Source organism: Burkholderia sp. AW49-1 (assembly GCF_053427845.1).
Genome location: NZ_JBSAXF010000001.1, coordinates 953,011 through 969,930, shown reverse-complemented (window position 1 = coordinate 969,930; position 16,920 = coordinate 953,011). Strand labels below are relative to the sequence as shown.

Sequence of the window (16,920 nt, the reverse complement as noted above, 5' to 3'; positions counted from 1 at the left end):
CGCCACGGAACGACGCCGCGGCAGCATCGGTTCGCGCCGGCTTTTTTTGCTTTTGCCGCCGACGGACATGCTAGGATTTCCGTCAAACAACTCCGGAGACTGCTATGCCGTTCATCTGCGAAAACGTTGAATGCCGTGCCGTGCTGGCTCGCGGTCAGGTCAAGCCCGAACACGAGGATGCGGGGTGGTGCTTCTACTGCCCGGACTGCAAGGCCCGGAACGAGTTGACGAGTGCGGGCGTGCCGGGTGGTCCTGTCGAGTTGAATCAGCCGGAGAGAGCCAGTCCCCCGCACAAGGTCGTCGCGACGGCGCGCGCTCTGGAGGAGGGCGGTTTCGCAGCGCAGCTTCGCGTTCAGCGGGCGCTTGCGGTGAAAGGAACCTACGCGGCCGAAGAACGCTGGGAGCAGCTCGGTGTATTCCCCGACGCGCGGGAGGCCGTGGCGCACGCGAAGTCTTTCGCGATGGACCTGCTGGCACGGGCGGCCTAGGCGCGAGCGGCCCGCCGGACGATCCACATTTTGCCGGCAACGACACCGGGCCTCGGCCCGGGTGTCGTACCGTGCCGGCAGCCCGACGTCGGTCGGGCCGTTCACATCACGCCGCCGCTTCTCGAAGACGGAATTGCGCGACGGCATCGCTCAGCCGTGTGCTCTGATCCTCGAGCGACAGCGCCGCGGCGGCCGCTTCTTCCACCAGCGCCGCATTACGCTGCATCGTCTGCTCCATCTGGATGACCGCGGCATTCACCTGCTCGATGCCGGCCGACTGCTCGTCGAATGCGATGCTCGTTTCGCCCATGATCGCGTTCACGCGCTCGACCGCGGCGACGAGTTCGGTCATCGCCGAGCCGGCGAGCGCGACGAGGCCGCTGCCGTCTTCGACGCGCTGCGCCGAGTGGCCGATGAGCTCGCGAATCTCCTTCGCCGCCGACGCGCAGCGCTGCGCGAGCCCGCGTACCTCGGTCGCCACCACGGCGAAGCCACGCCCCTGTTCGCCCGCGCGCGCCGCTTCGACCGCGGCATTCAACGCAAGAATGTTCGTCTGGAATGCGATGCTTTCGATCACGCCGACGATGCCGGATATTCGCGAGGAGCTGTGCGAGATCGCCGACATCGTTTCGACGACGCGCTGCATCGCGTCGCCGCCTTTCGACGCGATGCCGGCCGCGCCTTCCGCGTAAGTGCGCGCGTCGCGCGCGTTGTCCGCGTTCTGGCGCACGGTCGCCGTCAGTTGCTCCACGCTCGCCGCCGCCTGCTGCAGAGACACGGCCTGCTGCTCCGTGCGCGCGGACAGGTCGACGTTGCCGCTCGCGATCGTGCGGACGTCGCCTACGATCGTCTCCGTGCTCGAGCGCACCTGGTTCACGGTTTCGACGAGGCCGTCCTGCATCCGCTTCAACGCATTCAGCAGATATGCCATTTCGTTTTCTCCGGGAATGACGACCGTGCCGGTCAGGTCGCCTTTCGAAATCCTGTCGAAATGCGCGACGGCGAGATGGATCGGCGCGATGATCGCCTTCGCGAGCACGCGCTGCGCCAGGAAGCCGACGATCAGCGCGAACAGGGCAACCGCCGCCATGGCCCACACGATCCGGTGGAAGCGCTCGCCGGCCGCGTCGTAGCGCGCCTTCTGGCGTGCGATCTGGAACGATTCGAGCGCGTCGATCGCTTCCTGGTACGCGGTGAAGAGTGCCGGCGGCGCGGTGCGGTGCGTGTCGAGGAAGTCGAATGCGTTGTCGTGATCGAGTTGCGACATCGCCTTCAGGAACACCTGGTCGAGCAGCGTGCGACGGCGATTGCGCAGCGTGTCGAACAGCGTTTGCTCGTCGGCGTCGCGCGTGTGCAGGCGCGTGTACGCGTCCAGTTCGTCGTCGCTCTGCTTGAGGAGCGTATGGAGTTGCGCGATTTCCGCCTTCGCGGGCTGGCCGGCGCTGATGATCTGCGCGACGTCGCTCACGCGTTCGCGCAGCACGAGCATGCGTTCCGAGCTGGTTTTCAGGTGCAGCAGCGACGCGGTGTCGTCGCGGTACATCGCTTCGAGCGAGCCGTTGCCCGCGTAGAGGGCGGCGATGCACGCGCCGACGACGAGCACGAGCAGCGCCGTATAGCCGGCGATGGTCGCGACGAGTCCGCCGCGGATGGTGAGTTTTCGCATGACGTTCCCTTGCCGACGGCCCGACGGGCGGCCGACGGCGGATATGGATTCCGGATCACGAACGACGACGGGGCGCGGCGTCGAATTGCGGGGCGCCGGGGTTGCGAACGGGTTAACGGCAGCGGCGGCGCGGCGGTTTTATCTACACGCGACGCGAATCTGGACGAATGCGACAGCAGGGCGGAGGGGGAAGGGGGATAGGTTGCCGTGGAAAACGGCGTGCCGGTCGTGCCGACGCACGCCTGTGTTACTGGCCGCAATCGGTGGCAACCCGCCGCGGCCGTTGGCATCCGTCAGTTGTAGATATCGAACGAGAAATACTTCTTCGCGATTCGCCGATACGTGGCGTCCTGAATCAGGCTTGCGAGCGCCTGGCTGGTCTGCGTGCGCAGCGCGTCGTCATCCTTGCGCACGCCGATCGCGGAGCCGACGCCGAGCGTCTTCGGATCGTGCAGCGGCGGCCCCGCGAATTCGAAGTTCGCGCCCTTCGCGGTCTTCAGAAAGGCGAGATCGGCCTGCACCGACGATTGCAGCGACGCGTCGAGGCGGCCCGCAATCAAATCCTGATAGACGAGATCCTGCGTCTGGTACGTGCGCACGATGACGCCTTTCGGTCACGGCCCAGACGGCGCGCGACAGATGCCGGCCGCCGTGCGCGGCGAGCCACGGGCTCGCGATCGCGCCGAATGCGTCGCCGCCGACCAGCGCGGCCGAATGGAGGCCCATCGCGAGCGGCAGCCAGCCGACGAACCAGCGCTTGGCGAGACCCGGCGCGAGCGGCTGGACCACCGCGACGCCCGCGCCCGCGACGACTGCCGTGACGATCAGCCCGGTGCTGCTGCTGGTCCACAGACGCGCAGTGCAGCCCACTGCGATGGCGCGGCGCGGTGGTTTCCGGTGCCGTGGCGGGTGCGATTCCGAGAACGGTTCCGGGCGCAACGTCGACGCGCTACGCGGCCGGCACGTGCGGTTCGCCGGCCCGTTCGCGGGCCTTTTCACGCGCGGCGACGAGCGTCCGGATGCGCGCACGATCGGCAGGCGTCGCCGGCGTGAAGATCACGAGGCTCAGGTCCGGGCGGCCCGTCACCGAGAATGCCGAGTATTCGAGCTCGATCCGGCCTGCCTGCGGATGACGAATCTCCTTCGTTCCTTCGTCATGCGAATGGATGTCGTGATCGCGCCACATCGCGTCGAACTCGGCGCTCGTCGCGCGCATCTCGTCGACGAACGTCTGCACGGCCTGCGTGGCCCCGCCGCGCGCAATGTCGGCGCGAAACGCGCCCACCGCGAAACGCGCGACGCGTTCCCAGTTCTGCTGCGCGTAGCGCACCCCGGCATCGACGAAGATCAGCCGCAGGATATTGCGCGCGGGCGGCGGCAGCGTCGCGTAGTCGGTCAGCGTCGCGGCGGCCGCGTCGTTCCACGCGACGACGTCCCACGTCGCCGTGCGCACGATCGCGGGGCTGGCATCGAGCGAATCGAGCACGTGCTGCAGGCGCGGCGTGACGTCGCTGCTCGCCTGATAGCGCACCTCGGGCGGATGACCGAGGCCGATCAGGAACAGATGCTCGCGTTCGGCATCGTTGAGCAGCAGCGCGCGGGCGAGCCGGTCGAGCACGTCGGCGGACGGCGCGCCGCCGCGCCCCTGTTCGAGCCACGTGTACCACGCGGCGCTCACGTGCGCGCGCTGCGCGACTTCCTCGCGCCGCAGGCCCGGCGTGCGGCGGCGCGCGACGGGCAGCCCGAGCGCGGCCGGATCGAGTTTCTCGCGGCGGTCCCGAAGGTACGCGCCGAGCAGGTTGTCGGATGCGTCAGCCATAGCCTGTTAGTTCGTTTACCGGTAAACCGTCACGTCTTCACCGCGCGCGACGGTCGACAGATAGTAAGCCTCTCATTCATTCGGAGGTGTCGAAATGCGTGTCTTTGTAACGGGAGCGTCGGGTTTCGTCGGCTCCGCGGTCGTTGCGGAACTCGTGGCCGCCGGGCATGCGGTGCTCGGTCTCGCGCGTTCCGACGCGGCCGCCGAGGCGGTCGCGGCAGCGGGTGCCGAGGTGCATCGCGGGTCGCTGGAGGATCTCGACAGCCTGACGCGCGGCGCCGAGGCCGTCGACGCGGTGATCCACACGGGGTTCAATCACGACTTCTCGCGCTTCGCGGAAAACTGCGAGCTCGACCGCCGCGCGATCGAGACGATCGGTGCGGCGCTCGCGGGGTCGGCGCGGCCGCTGATCGTCACGTCGGGCCTCGCGCTCGTCGCGCCCGGCCGCGCGGCGACGGAGGACGATCCGCACGTGCCGGTGTCGGCGACCTATCCGCGCGCGTCGGAAGCGACGGCGGCCGCGCTGGCCGCGCGCGGCGTGTGCGCGTCGGTCGTGCGCCTGCCGCCGTCCGTGCACGGCGACGGCGATCACGCCTTCGTGCCGCGCCTGATCGCGTTCGCGAGGGAGAAGGGCGCGTCGGCGTATCTCGGCGACGGCGGCAACCGCTGGCCGGCCGTGCATCGGCTCGATGCGGCACGCGTGTATCGGCTCGCCGTCGAGCGTGGCGCGTCCGGCGCGCGCTATCACGCGGTCGACGATACGGGCGTGCCGTTTCGCGCGATCGCGGACGTGATCGGTCGCCGGCTGAACGTGCCGGTCGTGTCGAAATCGGCCGCGCAAGCGGGCGAGCATTTCGGCTGGTTCGCGATGTTCGCGGGAATGGATGCGCCCGCAACGAGCGAGCGCACGCGCGCGCTGCTCGACTGGGCGCCGGTGCAGCCGGGACTGCTGGCCGACATCGACCGGCCGCGGTACTTCGAGACCTGATGCGCGAATGCGCGGGGTGTGCCGTCGATGTCGGCCGGCACGCCCGTCGCGCGTCATTCGACCGGATGCATGTCCTGCAGCAGCGTCGGCACGAGCTCCGACACGGTCGGGTGGATGTGCATCGCGCGGCTGATCGTCGTGTACGGCGCGCCGGCGGCCATCACGTCGAGCAACCCGTGCACGACCTCGTCGCCCGTCACGCCGAGGATCGACGCGCCGAGGATCGCATGGTTGTCCGCGTCGACGATCACCTTCATGAAACCCTGGCTCTCGCCTTTTTCGACCGCGCGACCGACCCGCGTCATCGGCCGCGTGCCGACCAGCAGCCGGCGGCCGGTCTGCCTCGCTTCCGCGAGCGTCATGCCGACGCGGCCGAGCGGCGGATCGATGTACATCGCGTACGCGGCGATGCGGTCGGTCACCTTGCGCGGATCGTCGTCGAGCAGGTTGGCCGCGACGATTTCGTAGTCGTTGTACGCGGTGTGCGTGAATGCGCCGCGCCCGTTGCAGTCGCCGAGCGCCCAGATGCCGGGCACGTTGGTGCGCAGTTGATCGTCGACGGTGATGTAGCCGCGCGCGTCGACCGCGACGCCGGCCTGCTCGAGCCCGAGATCGTCGGTGTTCGGCACGCGGCCGACCGCGAGCAGCAGGTGCGAGCCCGCGACCTCGCGGCGGCCGCCGGTGCAGTCGAGGCCGATCACCACGCCGTCGCCGTCGCGCCGCGCGGTCAGGCAGTTCGCATCGAGCTGCACGTCGATGCCTTCGTTCGCGAGAATCTCGTGCACGGCCTGCGAGACGTCCTCGTCCTCGCGCCGGATCAGGCGCGATCCTTTCTCGACGATCGTGACCTGCGAGCCGAAGCGGCGGTACATCTGGCCGAATTCGAGCCCGACGTAGCTGCCGCCGACGATCACGAGATGCTCGGGCAGGAAGTCGACGTCCATCATCGTCGAGTTGGTCAGGTACGGCACCGAGTCGAGGCCCGGCATCGGCGGAATTTGCGCGCGCCCGCCGACGTTGATGAAGATGCGGTCGGCTTCGAGCACGTCGTCACCGACGCGTACCGCGTTCGACCGCTCGAATCGGGCATGACCCTGAAACACGGTCGTGTTCTCGAGCCCGCGCACCCATTGTTCGACGCCGTGGTTCGAGCGGCCGGAAATCCGGTCCTTGCGCGCCTTCACGGCCTTCATGTCGACGCTGACGGGGCCGACCGACACGCCGTATTCGGCCGCACGGCGCGCAAGCTGCGCCGCGTACGCGCTCGCGATCAGCGTCTTGGTGGGAATGCAGCCGGTGTTCACGCAGGTGCCGCCGAAGCGGCCGCGCTCGACGATCGCCACTTTCATGCCGGCGCCCGCGAGCCGCGCGGCGAGCGGCGGACCGGCCTGGCCCGTGCCGATGACGATCGCGTCGAAGTGTTGCGTCATGACGTCCTCCTGCGCTGGTTCAACGTGGGAAGGGGGCGCGCAAGACGCATGCCGCGTCGGCGCGCGCCCGAACGGCGACGAGCGCCTATGGTAGACCGGTTGGCGGGGGGAGGCGAGTTGCGCCGACGCAAGCGGCGGAACATTGTCCGCCGACGGTTTTTCAGTCCTTGCGCCGCCATTGGCCGAACGTCACCGGCCGGTGCGCATCGGCGCGCGTGACGGTGACTTCGTCGGGCTTGTCGTCGAGCGGAAACGACTCGGTGTAGATCTCGCTGGCGAACAGCCAGCCGTGCGTGCGCGTGTCGTAGCGGAACGTCACGTAGTCGCTCCAGTGCTGGCCGCACGCGACGAAATTCTGCACGGTGAAATAGCGGCCTTTTACCGAGAGGCCGCTGTCGGCGGCGTCTTCGGGATCGAACGGATCGCACTGGCCGCCTTCGTTCGCGCGCAGGACCACGTGATCGTTGCGCGCGGCGAGCCGGTACGCGTGATCGGGCCGCTCCTCGAAGATCAGCAGCGGGCGGGGCGACGGCTGCCCACGCGAATCGGCCCCGCGATGCACGACGACGAGAAAGCTGCGCCGACCGTCGCCGAGGTCCGGCCCCGCTTGCGCGACGAGCGGCTGGAAGCCGGACGGCAGTTGCGTCGCGATGGATTGCGGCAGGCCGTCGGCCCAGGCGCCGGACGACAGCGCGGCGAGCAGCGCGAGGAGAGTGCGGCGCGCGGCCGTGCCCATCACAGATCCCGCCCGAGAAACGCGGTGCCGGGCACCGGATTGAACGCAATGGGCAGCGCGGGCGTGAAGCCGAGCGAATCATACAGTTGCCTTGCGGCGACGAATTCGGGCAGCACGTCGAGACACATCCGCGCATAACCGGCCGCCTTCGCGTCGCGCAGCAGCCGTTCGACGAGCTGGCGGCCGACGTTCAGCCCGCGCGCTTCGGGGCGCACGTACACGCGTTTCATCTCGCACGTCGTCGCGTCGATTCCGCGAAACGCCGCGCAGCCGACCGCGCGCTCGCCGCGCCACGCGAGCAGCAATTGCCCGCGCGGCGCAGCGTATTTGCCCGGCAGCGCGGCGAGTTCGGGCTCATGGTCCTGGAACGCGAGGCTGACCGTGGGGCTCGCGATGTACTCGCGGAAAATCGCTTCGACGACGGCGGCATCGTCGGGATAGCGGGCGGCGCGGATCTCGATCATGGGGGCGTGGCGCGATGGCGGAAACGGCACCCAGCATAGCAGCGCGCGGGTGCTTCCGGCGGCCCGCGAAGCGTGCCAGAATCGTCGACTTCACCGTCGGGAATCGACACGCAGGCGCCGGCGCTTCGGCGTCGCTGATCAAGGAGACTTCGATGACTGCATCGGCTGCCGTACTCGCCATTCTGGCCGCGCTGTGGCTTGGCGCAATGATTCCGGGCCCGAGTTTCGTGCTGGTCGCCCGCAATTCCATCGGGCTGTCGCGCCGCGACGGGCTCGCGACCGCGCTCGGCATGGGCGTCGGCGGGATCGCGTTCGGCGGCGTCGCGCTGGCCGGGCTCTATACGCTGCTGCAGGCGGTCGAATGGCTGTACGTGGGCCTCAAGCTCGCGGGCGGCGCGTACCTGATCTACATGGCATCGAAGATCTGGCGCGGCGCCGACCGGCCGATCGCGATGGACGATTCGCAGGCCGTCGTCGCCGGCAGCGCGCGCAAGTCGTTCTGGACCGGGCTCACGACCCAGCTCAGCAACCCGAAGACGGCGATCTGGTACGGCAGCATCTTCGCGGCGCTGTTGCCGCAGCATCCGCCGCTCTGGTGCTACCTGGCGCTGCCGCCGCTCGTGTTCGGCGTCGAATTCGGCTGGTACACGCTCGTCGCGCTGTGCTTCTCGACCCGCCGGCCGCGCGAACTCTACCTGCGCGCGAAGAAGTGGGTCGACCGCGTCGCGGCCGGCGCGATCACGCTGCTCGGCCTGCGGCTGATCCTGAACGCGCCGAAGGCGGGGATCTGACGGCAGCGGCGGCGCCGTTGCATTCCTGAAAGGCATGCCGCCGCGGCCGGTCATTCCGGCATATGGCGTCGCGGGCGGAGCCACGGCTGCGAATCACCGCCCCCTGGACATGCAAGCGCGCGTCATGCCGCCGGAAACCGTTCGAGCAGGGCCGCGAATCGCGCGTCATCCGGAAACGCCGTCACTTCATACCGCACCGGCCGGTGCGCGGTGGCCGTCATCAGGTCGCCGCAGGCGTTCCGCAGCGCGGCCATCGGCACGTGGGCCGACTGCCGCGTCGCTTCCCGATAGAGCACGACGATGTCCGTCTCGGGCAGCAGCGTCGGCACGCCGTCGCTCCACACGCCGACGCTGAACAGCTCGCCGTTCTGCCGCCGGTACACGGTGTACGACGCCACGAAGACGTCGGTGCCGTCCCGCTTGTGGAGGTCGTCCAGCAGCGTCCGCTGATCCTGGTAGTCGCCCGCGAGCTCGTCCACGCGCAACGCGTGCAGCTTCGCTTCCAGCCCTGCCGGGACGAAATTCCGCCACGAGGCGCCGTCCCAGCGCAGCATCAGCGGCGGCAGCGGACGCGGCTGCGCGCGCGCCTGTTCCGCGAGTTCGATCATCGTCGCGAGCCCGGCCGCGTTGCGGTCGCCGGTGAGCAGCAGCACGGCCCGGTTCGGCGCCATCACCACCGGCGCGCCGGAGATCGGCTGGCGGTGCAGCAGGTCGGTCAGCAACAGCCGCGCCGCGTCGTAGTAATCGCCGAACTGCGACAGGAACACGCCGTCGCGCAATGCGGCCCACGGCGTTGACGACGCACCGCGCAGGTTGTCGATCGCGATGTCGCATGCGTGGTCGAAGCTGACGCCCCATTCGGCGAGCCGCGCGCTCGTCAGCCGCGCGACGCTGAATTCGCCGTCGTACGCGATGCCGATCTCGAGGTTCTCGCACAGCGTCCGGAACGCGACTTCCGACGCGGCGGGCTGTCCGGCGAGCTGCAGCGCGACGGTGCCGCGCTCGGTCGCGCTGCGGATCACGGGGCGCAGCCGCGCGCGGACCTCCGCGAAGTTCGCCGGAATCTCGTGCTGCATCATCGCGCTCGCCTGGCGTTGCAGCGTCGCTTCGCGCTCGGCCGGCTTCGCGTCCGCGTAGTCGCGGAACAGGTTGTGCAGGTTGATGATGTTCGACGGGACATCCGCTTGCACGAGACGCCCCTTGTCGTCCTCGTGAAGCCACTCGCGCGTGTCGCCGGTCGCGCGCAGCGCGGCGATCAGGCGGGCGGCGAAGTCCTGCCGGGTAGGCGGTTTGCTGAAGCGCTCGCGCAGGCGCGCGACGAAGTCGGAAAGCATCGTGAGCGGTCGGGCAGGCCCGTCTGTTATCAGTCGTTGTCATGGGCGGCGGCGCCGGTCTCCCGGGGCGCCGCCTGCGTCCCGCGGATATCGGCCGGATATCCATGTGCGTCCGGCGGCCCGCGCGCCGGCTGCAAAGCGGCGCGGGCCCGCATCGGGCGCGAATCGCGCGGCGGGTGTCGCGATGGTACCGCACGTCCGTGACGGAAACGCATGCGGGCGAACGTTATGGTCCGGCATGAACCGGCGCCCGCCGGGGCGGCTTCGGAAGGCGGCCGAATGCGTGGCCAGCACCGCGCTGGCGCACCGGGAATCCCCGGCGATCGGCCCGCGAGCCTTGTGCTGCGGGCGTTCGGGCCGATTGCGCGGCATGCCGGGCCGGGCCGCTTCCCCGATTCTGGCGGTCGACCTCCCGACGACGTGTAAACTGCTGCCTTTTTTGACGGTTTGCAGCATGGTGCAAGCACCCCCGCGCCCGGCACTGAGCGGCCCGACGCTCGTCCGGCTGCTCGCGCGCCTGACCGATGCCGACGTCGCGGAATCCCGGCAGACGCTGTCGGACCGCCTGAGCCAGTGGCTCGGCTGGACCGACGCGATCACGCTGTCGTCCGCGCTGAATGCGAGCCCGCCCGGCGTCGCGGCCGGCGTGCGTGGTTACGACGCGGAGCGTGACTGCGCGCGCGTGCGCCACGACCTCGCGCAGGCGATCACGGCCACTCACCGCCCGCGCACGCGGCGGCGTCCCGGCGAGTTGCCGCCGCCGCCCGCCGACACGGCCGACTTCGCCGATTTCCGCCAGAGCTGTCTGTCGCTCCAGCAGGAAATGGAGACCGCGATCGGCCAGTTGCGCGGCCGCTTGCGGGTCGCGGTCGCCGCGCGCTCGTCCGGGATGGCGCGGCTCGCGACGCTCGACGCGATCATGGAGCGCGTGCTCGGCGCGCGCGAGCGCAGCCTGCTGTCCGCCGTGCCCGCGCTGCTCGGCACGCGCTTCGAGCGGCTGCGCGACGCGGAACGGCAGGCGCTCGCCGACGCGCAAGCGGCGGCCGACGCCGATGCCGAGGGCGACGCACCGTCCGTCGCGGCGATCGTGCCCGGCACGTGGCTCGACACGTTCCGCAACGAGATGCAAAGCATCCTGCTCGCCGAACTCGAAGTCCGGTTTCAAACGGTAGACGGCCTGCTCGCGGCCCTTCGTACCTGCTAATCCCTACGCTATGTCCAGAATTCGTCTTGATCTCGTTGTCTTCATCGCCGGTCTGCTCGCAGTGTGCTGGATCGGCGTCGGCTATGTCGCGTCGAACCCGCTCGCGACGGCCGTCACGCTGCTGATCGGCGCGTGCTACGTCGCCGGTGCGTGGGAACTGCGGCGCTACCGGCAAGCCACCGCCGCGCTGTCGCGCGCGGTGGCCGGCCTGACCGAACCGCCGGCGAAGCTCGACACGTGGCTCGATACGCTGCCCCCGGGCCTGCGCGGTGCCGTGCGGGCACGCGTCGAAGGTGCGCGCGTCGCGCTGCCGGGCCCGTCGCTCACGCCGTATCTGGTCGGCCTGCTCGTGCTGCTCGGCATGCTCGGCACGCTGCTCGGGATGGTCGTGACGTTGAAGGGCACGGGCGCCGCGCTCGAAAGCGCGACCGACCTCGACGCGATCCGCGCGTCGCTGATCGCGCCGGTGAAGGGCCTCGGCTTCGCGTTCGGCACGTCGATCGCGGGTGTCGCGACGTCCGCGATGCTCGGCCTCCTGTCCGCGCTCGTGCGCCGCGAACGGCTCGACGCGGGCCAGCAGCTCGACGCGAAGATCGCGACGACGCTGCGCGTGCATTCGTCCGCGCACCAGCGCGACGAATCGTTCCGGCTGCTGCAGCGCCAGGCCGACGTGATGCCGGCGCTGGTCGACCGGCTGCAGACGATGATGACGACGCTCGAGGCGCGCAGCGTCGCGATGCACGATCGCCAGATCGAAAGCCAGCAGGCGTTCTTCGATCGGACCGAGCGCGCGTATGCCGGCCTGGCATCGAACGTCGGCGACGCGCTGAAGGAAAGCGCCGCCGAGAGCGCGCGCGTGGCCGGTGCCGCGCTGCAGCCGGTCGTCGCGGCGACGATGGCGGGGCTCGCGCAGGAAATGGCCGCGCTGCGCGACACCGTGACGGGCGCCGTGCAGCGTCAGCTCGACGGGCTGACCGACGGTTTCGAGAAGACCACCGGGAACGTGACGGCCGTCTGGAATCGCGCGCTCGACGAGCAGCGCCGCGCGGGCGATGCCGTTGCGCAGCAGCTGCAAACGACGCTCGGCCAGTTCACCGACACCTTCGCGCAGCGTTCGACGGACCTGCTCGACGGCGTCGCGACGCGCCTCGAATCGACCGAAAGCCGGCTGTCCGACGCATGGCGCGACGCGCTCGCGCGGCAGGAGCAGGTCGGCGAGACGCTGGCCGGCCAGCATGCGCAGGCGCTCGGCGAAGCCGCCGCGACGTTCGAGCGGCATTCGGGCGCGGCGCTTGCCGCGATGCGCGAGTCGCATGCGGGGCTGCAAACGCAACTGGCCGCGCGCGACGAGGAACGCCTGTCGGCGTGGAATGCGTCGCTGGCCGCGATGGCCGAGAAGCTCGGCGACGAATGGCAGCGCGCGGGCGCGCACAGCGCGGGCCGTCAGCAGGAAATCTGCGATGCGCTCGCACAAACCACGCGCGAACTGACCGCGCAAGCATCCACGTTCGAACAACGTTCGACCGACCTGCTTGCGACGATTCGCGATTCGCACACGGGCCTGCAAGCGCAACTGGCCGCGCGTGACGAAGAACGTCTGGCGGCATGGAACGATTCGCTGGCTGCGATGGCGACGAAGCTCGGCGACGAATGGCAACGTGCGGGCGTGCACAGCGCAGGCCGTCAGCAGGAAATCTGCGACGCGCTCGCGCAAACGACGCGTGATCTGACGGCACAAGCGTCCACGTTCGAACAACGGTCGAACGACCTGCTGTCGACGATTCGCGAATCGCACACGGGCCTGCAAACGCAACTGGCCGCGCGTGACGAAGAACGTCTGGCGGCATGGAACGATTCGCTGGCTGCGATGGCGACGAAGCTCGGCGACGAATGGCAACGTGCGGGCGTGCACAGCGCGGGCCGTCAGCAGGAAATCTGCGACGCGCTCGCGCAAACGACGCGTGATCTGACGGCACAAGCGTCCACGTTCGAACAACGGTCGAACGACCTGCTGTCGACGATTCGCGAATCGCACACGGGCCTGCAAACGCAACTGGCCGCGCGTGACGAAGAACGTCTGGCGGCATGGAACGATTCGCTGGCTGCGATGGCGACGAAGCTCGGCGACGAATGGCAACGTGCGGGCGTGCACAGCGCGGGCCGTCAGCAGGAAATCTGCGACGCGCTCGCGCAAACGACGCGTGATCTGACGGCACAAGCGTCCACGTTCGAACAACGGTCGAACGACCTGCTGTCGACGATTCGCGAATCGCACGCGAGCCTGCAAACGCAACTGGCCGCACGCGACGAAGCACGCCTGACCGCATGGAACGACTCGCTCGCTGCCATGGCCGCCGCGCTGCGCGACGAATGGGCGCGCACGAGCGCACAGGCCGCGACGCGCCAGCAGGACATCTGCGACACGCTGACCCGCACCGCGAACGACATCACGGCCCAGGCGCAGGTGCACGCGAGCGACACGATCAACGAAATCTCGCGCCTCGTGCAGGCCGCATCCGAAGCACCGAAGGCCGCGGCCGACGTCGTCGCGGAACTGCGCCAGCGCCTGTCCGACAGCATGGTGCGCGACACCGCGATGCTCGAGGAGCGCAGCCGCCTGCTCGCGACGCTCGAAACGCTGCTCGGCACGGTCAACCACGCGTCGACCGAGCAGCGCACCGCGATCGACGCGCTCGTCAGCACGACGGCCGACCTGCTCGACCGCGTCGGCGCGCGCTTCAACGACACCGTCGATGCCGAAACGCGCAAGCTCGATTCGGTGGCCGCGCAGGTCACGGCGGGGGCGGTCGAGGTCGCGAGCCTCGGCGATGCATTCGGTGCGGCCGTGCAGGTGTTCGGCGAATCGAACGACAAGCTGCTGAACCACCTGCAGCGTATCGAGGCCGCGCTCGAGAAATCGCTCGCGCGCAGCGACGAGCAGCTCGAGTACTACGTCGCGCAGGCGCGCGAGGTGATCGACCTGAGCATGATGTCGCAGAAGCAGATCGTCGAGGACCTGCAGCAGATCGCCGGTCGGCGGGCATCGGTCGGAGCGTAACGCATGCACGACGAAATCGACGACGGCGCGCCTTCCGCGCCGGTGTGGCCCGCGTTCGCCGACCTGATGTCGGTGCTGCTCGGTGCATTCGTGCTGATCCTCGTCGGCGTGATCGGCATGCAGCTGCAACTCACGTCGAAGCTCGAGGAAGCCGTGCGTGCGCGCCAGCAGGAAGCGCAGCAGCGCAAGTCGCTCGAAGAGGCGCTCGCCGGGCCGCTCGCGGCCGGCCGCGTGACGCTCGTGAACGGACGCATCGGCATCAGCGGCAACGTGCTGTTCGCGCTGAACTCCGACCAGCTGCAACCCGAGGGCCGCGATCTGCTGAAGACGCTCGCCGCTCCGCTGGCCGCGTACCTGAAGACGCGCGACGAGATCCTGATGATCAGCGGCTTCGCCGACGACCAGCAGGTGCGCGCCGGCAACCGCCAGTTCGCGGACAACTGGGAACTGTCGGCCAAGCGCGCGCTGACGGTCACGCGTGCGCTGATCGACGCCGGCGTGCCGGCGCCGTCGGTGTTCGCGGCCGCGTTCGGCTCCGAGCAGCCGGTCAGCTCGAATGCGGACGATGAAGGCCGCGCCAAGAACCGCCGCGTGGAGATCGCGCCGGTGCCGCGCAAGACCGCATCGAGCGGAGGGAAGGCGAAGTGACGGACGACGCGACGCACGTGCGCGCGACGCTCGACGCGTGGCGCGAGCAGGGCGCCGACCGGCTGGATCCGGTGCGCTTCCATCGGCTCGACGCGCTGGAAAAGCGCGCGGCCGCGCTCGACGGCGACGCGCGCGCGTTGCTCGATGCGCGGCTCGCGACGCTGCTGGAAGGGTTTGCGGCGATCGTCGCGCGAGCCGGTGAGACGGCAGCCGCGAGCGAGACCGCGCAAGCCGCCGCCTTGGCGCCCGCGCGCGGCCTGCTCGGCGGGCTCGTCGAGCAGCTCGCGCGCGATGCGCAGGCCGATCGAAGCGGGATCGATCCCGAACTGATCGACTACTTCCGCACGACGTGGTCGAAGGTCCGCACCGAACAGCAGTATCGCCAGTCGCTCGACCAGGTGCCGCGCAACGCGGGGCCGCTCAATTCGAACAGCCTCGTGCATCGGTCGCTCGCGACGATGCGCGAATTGTCGCCGGAATACCTGCAGCAATTCATGTCGTACATCGATGCGCTGGCGTGGCTCGAGGATCTCGCTGGCGGCGGCGCTCAGCCCGAGAAGGAAGCACCGCGCGCGAAGGTCGCGAAGCCGACGAAACCCGCGAGGAAGACCACGCGCGCCAAGGCGCGATAACACACGACCTCGGCCGGCCGCCGCGCGGGTTGTCGTCTAGCGACCCGGCGCCTGCGCGTCGATCGCCGCGCGCAGCGCGTGCAACGCGTCGGTCAGCGCCGACGCGAACGGCGGATGCGCGGCGATGCCCGCCGCGTCGAGCTGGCTGCCGAGGATCGGCAACGTGATCGACGCGCGCTCGACGATGCACGCCGACATCACCGACAGCGTTTCGCGCAGCGCCGCGTCCGCATGCGTCGCGCGCGGCGACGCGTTCAATACCGCGACCGGCTTGTACACCATGGCTTCGCATCCCACGACCCAGTCCAGCGCGTTCTTCATCACGCCCGTCACGCCGTGCGCGTATTCCGGGCTCGCGATCAGCACGCCGTCCGCGGCGTTCAACTGCTCGATCAGGTCGCGCACCGCGGCCGGCGACGGATATTCGGTATCGGGATTGAACAGCGGAAACTCGCCGAGACGATCGAAACGCGTGATGCGCATCCCGCGCGGCGCGACGCGTGCGGCTGCGTCCAGCAGCGCCGCGTTGTACGACTGCGCGCGAAGGCTGCCGCACAGCGCGACGATGTCGATGCGGCGTTCGGAATCGGTTCGGGGTTCGGTAGCCATCAAGAAGCGTCGGGGAGGGTGGCTTGCGCGGCGACGCCGCGCGAATCCGACGGATTATCGCATCGGTGCGTGAGCGACGTGGCGCGCGTTCGCGACGCGGTGCAGGCGATGCCACTCGCGTCCTTCCCGCGGAAACTTCACGTCCTGACGTCCCACGGCGAGCGTATCGATCATCCCGGTTACGCGCGCCAGGTCGCCGAGTGTCCATCCGTTGCCGAGCAACAGCCGGCGCGTATGCAGCGCACCGTGCACGTCGTCCGCGACGGCCTCGCCGAGATAGCGCAGCGCGCGGCCTTCGACGTCGACGAAGCCGTGCCGGTAGTCGTGCGCGAGCGCGGTCCAGAGCTGCGCCGCGCCGATCGACTGACGCGCGCCGCTGATCAGGCACAGGCCCGCGTCGAGGCCCCATCGATACAGCGTCGTCGCGAGCCCCTTGCGTTGCGCGGACCCGCGCAGCCGCGTGTGTGGCGCGCGCAGGTAGCGGTCCGCGCGGCGCGGCAGTTCGGGGAGCCGGTTGAAGATCGTGTAGCCGGCGAGCTGCCGGGCCGATGGATCCTCAACGTAAAGGAAGTATTCGCCGTCGGCCTTGCGGTGGCGGACGATCAGGCCCGAGTCGCCGAGCGCGACGGCCGGCAGGCCGTGCAGGCGATGGCCCGGCTGGTGCAGACGCGCGTAGAGCGTGTCGAGTTCATCGTCGATGTCGTGCTGGGAATGCTGTACGTCGATACGCATGGCAAAAGGCGCCCGTCCCGGGCGCATCGAGAAAGGGGTTCATCGCAAACGGGGAAAGGAAATGGCAGCGGCCCCCGGGCTCGGCGAGCGAGCCGGGGCCGCGAATCAGCTGGGGATGTGCTGGAAACCGGCGGCGATCGCGGCGAGGCCCGCGATGCAGAGTGCGAACAGGATCAGGACTTTGTGGATCACGCCTCTCTCCTCATGAACGCGCGGCGCCGAAGGCGGTGCCGCGGAGACGGTGATGGCGGGTACGGCCCGCGCGGCCGTCGTGCGGGACGACGGTCGGAGGTCCGGGCGGCAGGCGCACGGACGGTCAGC

The 16,920-nt window shown here is 69.6% G+C and carries 16 protein-coding genes and 1 pseudogene; 7 read left to right on the top strand and 10 right to left on the bottom strand.

What is annotated here, in order from left to right:
- The first annotated feature begins 104 nt into the window (after positions 1-104).
- A complete protein-coding gene (locus ACV22W_RS04205; protein ID WP_448017922.1) occupies positions 105-488 on the top strand; it encodes a hypothetical protein in 384 nt (127 codons plus the stop codon).
- A 106-nt stretch (positions 489-594) separates the two neighbouring features.
- Here ACV22W_RS04205 and ACV22W_RS04200 read toward each other — a convergent pair whose 3' ends face one another.
- The 4 genes and pseudogenes from ACV22W_RS04200 to ACV22W_RS04185 all read right to left on the bottom strand — a co-directional run bounded on the left by ACV22W_RS04200 (position 595) and on the right by ACV22W_RS04185 (position 3,973).
- On the bottom strand, positions 595-2,154 hold the full coding sequence (locus ACV22W_RS04200) for a methyl-accepting chemotaxis protein (protein ID WP_448017920.1): 1,560 nt from the start codon (positions 2,152-2,154) through the stop codon (positions 595-597).
- A 293-nt stretch (positions 2,155-2,447) separates the two neighbouring features.
- Complete coding sequence (locus tag ACV22W_RS04195) at positions 2,448-2,753, bottom strand: hypothetical protein (protein ID WP_448017919.1); 306 nt, start codon at positions 2,751-2,753, stop codon at positions 2,448-2,450.
- Positions 2,754-2,769: 16 nt separating this feature from the next.
- Positions 2,770-3,030: pseudogene (locus ACV22W_RS04190) on the bottom strand (cyanate transporter); the annotation flags it as partial.
- A gap of 73 nt (positions 3,031-3,103) precedes the next feature.
- Positions 3,104-3,973, bottom strand: a complete 870-nt coding sequence (locus ACV22W_RS04185; protein ID WP_448017917.1) for a helix-turn-helix transcriptional regulator — start codon at positions 3,971-3,973, stop codon at positions 3,104-3,106.
- A gap of 94 nt (positions 3,974-4,067) precedes the next feature.
- On the opposite strand from ACV22W_RS04185, the gene ACV22W_RS04180 reads away from it, so the two are divergent.
- Positions 4,068-4,961 (top strand): SDR family oxidoreductase, encoded by an 894-nt coding sequence (locus ACV22W_RS04180; protein ID WP_059690309.1) that lies wholly within the window; start codon positions 4,068-4,070, stop codon positions 4,959-4,961.
- 53 nt (positions 4,962-5,014) lie between these two features.
- Here the strand turns inward: ACV22W_RS04180 and ACV22W_RS04175 are convergent, their stop codons facing one another.
- The 3 genes from ACV22W_RS04175 to ACV22W_RS04165 form a co-directional block, all read right to left on the bottom strand.
- Complete coding sequence (locus ACV22W_RS04175) at positions 5,015-6,391, bottom strand: FAD-containing oxidoreductase (RefSeq protein WP_448017915.1); 1,377 nt, start codon at positions 6,389-6,391, stop codon at positions 5,015-5,017.
- A 160-nt stretch (positions 6,392-6,551) separates the two neighbouring features.
- Positions 6,552-7,127, bottom strand: a complete 576-nt coding sequence (locus ACV22W_RS04170; protein WP_448017913.1) for a hypothetical protein — start codon at positions 7,125-7,127, stop codon at positions 6,552-6,554.
- Positions 7,127-7,591 (bottom strand): GNAT family N-acetyltransferase, encoded by a 465-nt coding sequence (locus ACV22W_RS04165; RefSeq protein ID WP_448017911.1) that lies wholly within the window; start codon positions 7,589-7,591, stop codon positions 7,127-7,129. The genes ACV22W_RS04170 and ACV22W_RS04165 overlap by 1 nt, the downstream gene beginning before the upstream one ends.
- 152 nt (positions 7,592-7,743) lie before the next feature.
- On the opposite strand from ACV22W_RS04165, the gene ACV22W_RS04160 reads away from it, so the two are divergent.
- A complete protein-coding gene (locus ACV22W_RS04160) occupies positions 7,744-8,382 on the top strand; it encodes a LysE family translocator (protein ID WP_059532414.1) in 639 nt (212 codons plus the stop codon).
- 122 nt (positions 8,383-8,504) lie between these two features.
- On the opposite strand, the gene ACV22W_RS04155 is transcribed toward ACV22W_RS04160, so the two are convergent.
- Complete coding sequence (locus ACV22W_RS04155; RefSeq protein WP_448017909.1) at positions 8,505-9,716, bottom strand: hypothetical protein; 1,212 nt, start codon at positions 9,714-9,716, stop codon at positions 8,505-8,507.
- A 454-nt stretch (positions 9,717-10,170) separates the two neighbouring features.
- Here ACV22W_RS04155 and ACV22W_RS04150 point away from each other — a divergent pair, with 454 nt between their 5' ends.
- From ACV22W_RS04150 to ACV22W_RS04135, 4 genes are read left to right on the top strand one after another with little or no spacing between them, the layout of a single operon-like run.
- Positions 10,171-10,920: a DUF3348 domain-containing protein gene (locus tag ACV22W_RS04150; protein ID WP_448017907.1), complete on the top strand. Its 750-nt coding sequence runs from the start codon at positions 10,171-10,173 to the stop codon at positions 10,918-10,920.
- A gap of 10 nt (positions 10,921-10,930) precedes the next feature.
- Positions 10,931-13,978 carry a DUF802 domain-containing protein gene (locus ACV22W_RS04145; RefSeq protein WP_448017905.1) on the top strand — a complete coding sequence of 1,016 codons (3,048 nt, stop codon included), beginning with the start codon at positions 10,931-10,933 and terminating at the stop codon, positions 13,976-13,978.
- Between the two features lie 3 nt (positions 13,979-13,981).
- Complete coding sequence (locus ACV22W_RS04140; RefSeq protein WP_059531940.1) at positions 13,982-14,626, top strand: OmpA family protein; 645 nt, start codon at positions 13,982-13,984, stop codon at positions 14,624-14,626.
- Entirely contained in the window at positions 14,623-15,258 is a 636-nt protein-coding gene (locus ACV22W_RS04135) for a DUF2894 domain-containing protein (protein WP_448017903.1), read from the top strand. The genes ACV22W_RS04140 and ACV22W_RS04135 overlap by 4 nt, the downstream gene beginning before the upstream one ends.
- Positions 15,259-15,294: 36 nt before the next feature.
- On the opposite strand, the gene ACV22W_RS04130 is transcribed toward ACV22W_RS04135, so the two are convergent.
- On the bottom strand, positions 15,295-15,867 hold the full coding sequence (locus tag ACV22W_RS04130) for an NADPH-dependent FMN reductase (protein ID WP_448017901.1): 573 nt from the start codon (positions 15,865-15,867) through the stop codon (positions 15,295-15,297).
- Between the two features lie 54 nt (positions 15,868-15,921).
- Entirely contained in the window at positions 15,922-16,599 is a 678-nt protein-coding gene (locus ACV22W_RS04125) for a histone acetyltransferase (protein ID WP_448017900.1), read from the bottom strand.
- Positions 16,600-16,920 lie beyond the last annotated feature (321 nt).

Coding starts and splice junctions, on each gene's coding strand:
- ACV22W_RS04205 (WP_448017922.1), top strand. CDS start 105: ATGCCGTTCATCTGCGAAAACGTTGAATGCCGTGCCGTGCTGGCTCGC.
- ACV22W_RS04200 (WP_448017920.1), bottom strand. CDS start 2,154: ATGCGAAAACTCACCATCCGCGGCGGACTCGTCGCGACCATCGCCGGC.
- ACV22W_RS04185 (WP_448017917.1), bottom strand. CDS start 3,973: ATGGCTGACGCATCCGACAACCTGCTCGGCGCGTACCTTCGGGACCGC.
- ACV22W_RS04180 (WP_059690309.1), top strand. CDS start 4,068: ATGCGTGTCTTTGTAACGGGAGCGTCGGGTTTCGTCGGCTCCGCGGTC.
- ACV22W_RS04175 (WP_448017915.1), bottom strand. CDS start 6,391: ATGACGCAACACTTCGACGCGATCGTCATCGGCACGGGCCAGGCCGGT.
- ACV22W_RS04170 (WP_448017913.1), bottom strand. CDS start 7,127: ATGGGCACGGCCGCGCGCCGCACTCTCCTCGCGCTGCTCGCCGCGCTG.
- ACV22W_RS04165 (WP_448017911.1), bottom strand. CDS start 7,591: ATGATCGAGATCCGCGCCGCCCGCTATCCCGACGATGCCGCCGTCGTC.
- ACV22W_RS04160 (WP_059532414.1), top strand. CDS start 7,744: ATGACTGCATCGGCTGCCGTACTCGCCATTCTGGCCGCGCTGTGGCTT.
- ACV22W_RS04155 (WP_448017909.1), bottom strand. CDS start 9,716: ATGCTTTCCGACTTCGTCGCGCGCCTGCGCGAGCGCTTCAGCAAACCG.
- ACV22W_RS04150 (WP_448017907.1), top strand. CDS start 10,171: ATGGTGCAAGCACCCCCGCGCCCGGCACTGAGCGGCCCGACGCTCGTC.
- ACV22W_RS04145 (WP_448017905.1), top strand. CDS start 10,931: ATGTCCAGAATTCGTCTTGATCTCGTTGTCTTCATCGCCGGTCTGCTC.
- ACV22W_RS04140 (WP_059531940.1), top strand. CDS start 13,982: ATGCACGACGAAATCGACGACGGCGCGCCTTCCGCGCCGGTGTGGCCC.
- ACV22W_RS04130 (WP_448017901.1), bottom strand. CDS start 15,867: ATGGCTACCGAACCCCGAACCGATTCCGAACGCCGCATCGACATCGTC.
- ACV22W_RS04125 (WP_448017900.1), bottom strand. CDS start 16,599: ATGCGTATCGACGTACAGCATTCCCAGCACGACATCGACGATGAACTC.